Origin of the sequence: Flavobacterium sp. (genome assembly GCF_046153165.1) — a bacterium.
Taxonomy (GTDB): domain Bacteria; phylum Bacteroidota; class Bacteroidia; order Flavobacteriales; family Flavobacteriaceae; genus Flavobacterium.
In genome coordinates this window covers 1-5,388 of sequence record NZ_JBJXEN010000047.1, presented here as the reverse complement: position 1 = coordinate 5,388, position 5,388 = coordinate 1, and the positions used below count along the sequence as shown (strand labels likewise).

Sequence of the window (5,388 nt, the reverse complement as noted above, 5' to 3'; positions counted from 1 at the left end):
CGCGTACAATGGGAAAAGCAATGGCTCAACTAAAAAATGCAACAAATGATATAAAATCTGAGATTCAGCGTGGAGCCGAATCTAATGATATTGATATAAAATCATTAACAGGAGATTTTACTTCAGAAATTGATAAAGTAAAACAAGGATTCAATAAGATGATTACCGATAATACGTCGGATACTTTAGGAACAAAATCTATTACTGATAATATTACTTCCGAAATTGATAAGGTGAAAGAAAATCTAGATGATTTAACAGGGCCTATAAAACGTCAGTTGTAATGTTAGAAAAGATAATCTCGATAGACAAAGAATTATTCGTTTTCCTAAATGGTTTAGGTTCGGAAACTTTCGATCCGTTGTGGTTATTTATAACTAAGCAATCTAGTTGGGTTCCACTTTTTATATTTTTATTATATTTAGTTTATAAAAAATTAGGAACGAAACAAACTCTATTTGTAATAATTTTTGTTGCTGTTCTGCTCACCGTAAATAATACAATTACCGAGCTATTTAAATCAACATTTCAGCGATTACGACCATGTAATGATCCAGAAATTAAGGATATTATTAGAAGTGTAAAAACTAGTTCGACTTTTAGCTTTTTCTCAGGACATTCTTCAAATACGATGGCGGTTTTCGTTTTTTTATACTCGATATTTAAAAAAAAGTACAAATATTTTTGGGTGCTAATTCTTTGGCCTTTAGTATTTGCTTATAGTCGTATTTACTTAGGATTGCATTTTCCTACAGACATACTTGCAGGATATACATGCGGAATAATTACAGGTTGTATTACATTTATAATCTACCAAATAATTCAGTTAAAATACTTTAAGTATAAATATTAGGGCTTATTTTTAAATTTTAAAAACATTTTCATTATTTAGCCTTAGTGGTCAATATTAAACTATAAAACCCTGCTAACAGTTAATCCATCTCTTATAGGTAATAAAACGGTTTCAACTCTCGGATTATTCTTTAAAAGTAAATTGTACTCTAACAAAACTTTTGTACTCAAATCGTTTTTCTCTAATGGTAAAACAACTTTTCCAGACCACAAAACATTATCAGACAAGATAATACCACCCTTATTCATTTTAGGGAGAATTAAATTAAAATAATTAATGTAATTTTCTTTATCTGCATCAATAAAAACTAAATCAAATTTAAAATCTAAATTCGGAATAATATCAACAGCTTCTCCTAAATGTTGTACAATTTGATTTCCCCAAGGCGATTTGTCAAAGTATTTTCGTTGAAAATCTATCAACTCTTCCTTAATGTCTATAGTATGCAATTGTCCATTTTCTTGCATTCCTTCACATAAACACAAACCAGAATAACCAGTATATGTTCCTATTTCTAGAATATTTACTGGACGGATAAGTTTAGATAACATACTTAAAACACGACCCTGAAAATGTCCACTTAACATTCTAGGCAACAAAATTTTCTGATAAGTCTCTTTGTTAAGTTGTGCTAATAATTCAGGTTCATTTTCTGAATGCTGTTCGATATAATCTTCTAAATCTTGTGAAAGGAAATGCATTTGATAAAATTTTAAGCAAAAATACAAATTACCAAATCAACAAATTACTAAATCAACAAAATAACCTAAATTTGCACCATGCAAATCGAGAAAAAAGACATACGAGCATTATCAAAAGAACAATTGCGTGATTTTTTTGTAACTAATAATGACAAAGCCTTCCGTGGTAATCAAGTTTACGAATGGTTGTGGAGTAAGGGTGCGCATAGTTTCGAGGACATGACAAATGTTTCTAAAGAAACTAGACAAATGCTTATCGAAAACTTTGTGATTAATCATATCAAAGTAGATACGATGCAACGCAGCAGTGACGGAACAGTAAAAAATGCAGTTCGTTTGCATGATGGTTTAATCGTCGAATCGGTTTTAATTCCAACAGAAACTAGGACAACTGCTTGTGTCTCTAGCCAAGTTGGGTGTAGTTTAGATTGTAATTTTTGTGCTACTGCTCGACTTAAACGCATGAGAAATTTAGAGCCTGGCGAAATTTATGATCAAGTTTTAGCTATTGATAGAGAAAGTAAATTATATTTTAATAGACCTTTGTCTAATATTGTTTTCATGGGAATGGGAGAACCACTTATGAATTACAACAATGTGATTAAGGCTATCGATATGATAACTTCTAGTGAAGGACTAGGAATGTCCCCAAAAAGGATTACAGTTTCTACTTCGGGTGTGTCTAAAATGATACGAAAAATGGCCGATGATGAGGTAAAATTCAAGTTAGCAGTTTCTTTACATTCTGCCATTGAAGATATTCGTAACCACATTATGCCTTTTACAAAAAGTTTCCCATTGCCCGAATTACGTGAAGCTTTAGAATATTGGTACCGAAAAACAAAAAGTAAAATCACTTACGAATATGTTGTTTGGAAGGGTATAAATGATAACAAAGAGTCTATCGATGCTTTGGTGAAATTTTGTAAACACGTACCTTGTAAAGTAAATCTTATTGAATATAATCCTATTGATGATGGTGAGTTTCAACAAGCATCTGCTGAATCTATAAATGCTTATATAAAAGCACTAGATGCAAACGGAATCATTGCAAAAGTACGTCACAGTAGAGGTAAAGATATAGATGCAGCATGTGGACAATTAGCTAATAAAGAAGTATAAAAAAAATCCCTGAAAATTAATTTTCAGGGATTTTTTTTATACTTCTTTATTAGCTAATTGTCCACATGCTGCATCTATATCTTTACCTCTACTGTGACGTACTTTTGCAATGATTCCGTTTGCATCTAGTGCTTTTATATAAGCATTTATAGATTCAGCAGATGCTTGTTGAAACTCACCATCATCAATAGGATTATATTCAATAAGATTTACTTTACAAGGTACGTGTTTACAAAATTTCACCAAAGCATCGATAGACTCTTTGTTATCATTTATACCCTTCCAAACAACATATTCGTAAGTGATTTTACTTTTTGTTTTTCGGTACCAATATTCTAAAGCTTCACGTAATTCGGGCAATGGGAAACTTTTTGTAAAAGGCATAATGTGGTTACGAATATCTTCAATGGCAGAATGTAAAGAAACTGCTAACTTGAATTTTACCTCATCATCGGCCATTTTTCGTATCATTTTAGACACACCCGAAGTAGAAACTGTAATCCTTTTTGGGGACATTCCTAGTCCTTCACTAGAAGTTATCATATCGATAGCCTTAATCACATTGTTGTAATTCATAAGTGGTTCTCCCATTCCCATGAAAACAATATTAGACAAAGGTCTATTAAAATATAATTTACTTTCTCTATCAATAGCTAAAACTTGATCATAAATTTCGCCAGGCTCTAAATTTCTCATGCGTTTAAGTCGAGCAGTAGCACAAAAATTACAATCTAAACTACACCCAACTTGGCTAGAGACACAAGCAGTTGTCCTAGTTTCTGTTGGAATTAAAACCGATTCGACGATTAAACCATCATGCAAACGAACTGCATTTTTTACTGTTCCGTCACTGCTGCGTTGCATCGTATCTACTTTGATATGATTAATCACAAAGTTTTCGATAAGCATTTGTCTAGTTTCTTTAGAAACATTTGTCATGTCCTCGAAACTATGCGCACCCTTACTCCACAACCATTCGTAAACTTGATTACCACGGAAGGCTTTGTCATTATTAGTTACAAAAAAATCACGCAATTGTTCTTTTGATAATGCTCGTATGTCTTTTTTCTCGATTTGCATGGTGCAAATTTAGGTTATTTTGTTGATTTAGTAATTTGTTGATTTGGTAATTTGTATTTTTGCTTAAAATTTTATCAAATGCATTTCCTTTCACAAGATTTAGAAGATTATATCGAACAGCATTCAGAAAATGAACCTGAATTATTAGCACAACTTAACAAAGAGACTTATCAGAAAATTTTGTTGCCTAGAATGTTAAGTGGACATTTTCAGGGTCGTGTTTTAAGTATGTTATCTAAACTTATCCGTCCAGTAAATATTCTAGAAATAGGAACATATACTGGTTATTCTGGTTTGTGTTTATGTGAAGGAATGCAAGAAAATGGACAATTGCATACTATAGACATTAAGGAAGAGTTGATAGATTTTCAACGAAAATACTTTGACAAATCGCCTTGGGGAAATCAAATTGTACAACATTTAGGAGAAGCTGTTGATATTATTCCGAATTTAGATTTTAAATTTGATTTAGTTTTTATTGATGCAGATAAAGAAAATTACATTAATTATTTTAATTTAATTCTCCCTAAAATGAATAAGGGTGGTATTATCTTGTCTGATAATGTTTTGTGGTCTGGAAAAGTTGTTTTACCATTAGAGAAAAACGATTTGAGTACAAAAGTTTTGTTAGAGTACAATTTACTTTTAAAGAATAATCCGAGAGTTGAAACCGTTTTATTACCTATAAGAGATGGATTAACTGTTAGCAGGGTTTTATAGTTTAATATTGACCACTAAGGCTAAATAATGAAAATGTTTTTAAAATTTAAAAATAAGCCCTAATATTTATACTTAAAGTATTTTAACTGAATTATTTGGTAGATTATAAATGTAATACAACCTGTAATTATTCCGCATGTATATCCTGCAAGTATGTCTGTAGGAAAATGCAATCCTAAGTAAATACGACTATAAGCAAATACTAAAGGCCAAAGAATTAGCACCCAAAAATATTTGTACTTTTTTTTAAATATCGAGTATAAAAAAACGAAAACCGCCATCGTATTTGAAGAATGTCCTGAGAAAAAGCTAAAAGTCGAACTAGTTTTTACACTTCTAATAATATCCTTAATTTCTGGATCATTACATGGTCGTAATCGCTGAAATGTTGATTTAAATAGCTCGGTAATTGTATTATTTACGGTGAGCAGAACAGCAACAAAAATTATTACAAATAGAGTTTGTTTCGTTCCTAATTTTTTATAAACTAAATATAATAAAAATATAAAAAGTGGAACCCAACTAGATTGCTTAGTTATAAATAACCACAACGGATCGAAAGTTTCCGAACCTAAACCATTTAGGAAAACGAATAATTCTTTGTCTATCGAGATTATCTTTTCTAACATTACAACTGACGTTTTATAGGCCCTGTTAAATCATCTAGATTTTCTTTCACCTTATCAATTTCGGAAGTAATATTATCAGTAATAGATTTTGTTCCTAAAGTATCCGACGTATTATCGGTAATCATCTTATTGAATCCTTGTTTTACTTTATCAATTTCTGAAGTAAAATCTCCTGTTAATGATTTTATATCAATATCATTAGATTCGGCTCCACGCTGAATCTCAGATTTTATATCATTTGTTGCATTTTTTAGTTGAGCCATTGCTTTTCCCATTGTACGCG

At 31.0% G+C, this 5,388-nt stretch carries 8 protein-coding genes; 4 read left to right on the top strand and 4 right to left on the bottom strand.

Annotated elements, in window-relative coordinates:
* Together ACKVOV_RS05645 and ACKVOV_RS05650 are read left to right on the top strand one after the other, a co-directional pair.
* The coding region (locus tag ACKVOV_RS05645) for a Sec-independent protein translocase TatA (RefSeq protein WP_409205793.1) at nucleotides 1–284 on the top strand (284 nt) is incomplete at its 5' end.
* On the top strand, nucleotides 284–853 hold the full coding sequence (locus ACKVOV_RS05650) for a phosphatase PAP2 family protein (protein WP_409205794.1): 570 nt from the start codon (nucleotides 284–286) through the stop codon (nucleotides 851–853). The genes ACKVOV_RS05645 and ACKVOV_RS05650, both read left to right, overlap by 1 nt.
* A gap of 59 nt (nucleotides 854–912) precedes the next feature.
* On the opposite strand, the gene ACKVOV_RS05655 is transcribed toward ACKVOV_RS05650, so the two are convergent.
* Entirely contained in the window at nucleotides 913–1,554 is a 642-nt protein-coding gene (locus ACKVOV_RS05655; protein ID WP_409205795.1) for an O-methyltransferase, read from the bottom strand.
* Nucleotides 1,555–1,632: 78 nt separating this feature from the next.
* Between ACKVOV_RS05655 and rlmN (ACKVOV_RS05660) the strand changes: the two genes are divergently transcribed.
* A complete protein-coding gene (gene rlmN / locus ACKVOV_RS05660) occupies nucleotides 1,633–2,676 on the top strand; it encodes a 23S rRNA (adenine(2503)-C(2))-methyltransferase RlmN (protein ID WP_409205796.1) in 1,044 nt (347 codons plus the stop codon).
* A 36-nt stretch (nucleotides 2,677–2,712) separates the two neighbouring features.
* On the opposite strand, the gene rlmN (ACKVOV_RS05665) is transcribed toward rlmN (ACKVOV_RS05660), so the two are convergent.
* Complete coding sequence (rlmN, locus tag ACKVOV_RS05665) at nucleotides 2,713–3,756, bottom strand: 23S rRNA (adenine(2503)-C(2))-methyltransferase RlmN (RefSeq protein ID WP_409205796.1); 1,044 nt, start codon at nucleotides 3,754–3,756, stop codon at nucleotides 2,713–2,715.
* Nucleotides 3,757–3,834: 78 nt separating this feature from the next.
* Here rlmN (ACKVOV_RS05665) and ACKVOV_RS05670 point away from each other — a divergent pair, with 78 nt between their 5' ends.
* Complete coding sequence (locus ACKVOV_RS05670; RefSeq protein WP_409205795.1) at nucleotides 3,835–4,476, top strand: O-methyltransferase; 642 nt, start codon at nucleotides 3,835–3,837, stop codon at nucleotides 4,474–4,476.
* A gap of 59 nt (nucleotides 4,477–4,535) precedes the next feature.
* Here the strand turns inward: ACKVOV_RS05670 and ACKVOV_RS05675 are convergent, their stop codons facing one another.
* Both ACKVOV_RS05675 and ACKVOV_RS05680 read right to left on the bottom strand, forming a co-directional pair.
* Complete coding sequence (locus ACKVOV_RS05675; RefSeq protein WP_409205794.1) at nucleotides 4,536–5,105, bottom strand: phosphatase PAP2 family protein; 570 nt, start codon at nucleotides 5,103–5,105, stop codon at nucleotides 4,536–4,538.
* On the bottom strand, nucleotides 5,105–5,388 hold a 284-nt coding region (locus ACKVOV_RS05680; RefSeq protein ID WP_409205793.1), incomplete at its 5' end, for a Sec-independent protein translocase TatA. The genes ACKVOV_RS05675 and ACKVOV_RS05680, both read right to left, overlap by 1 nt.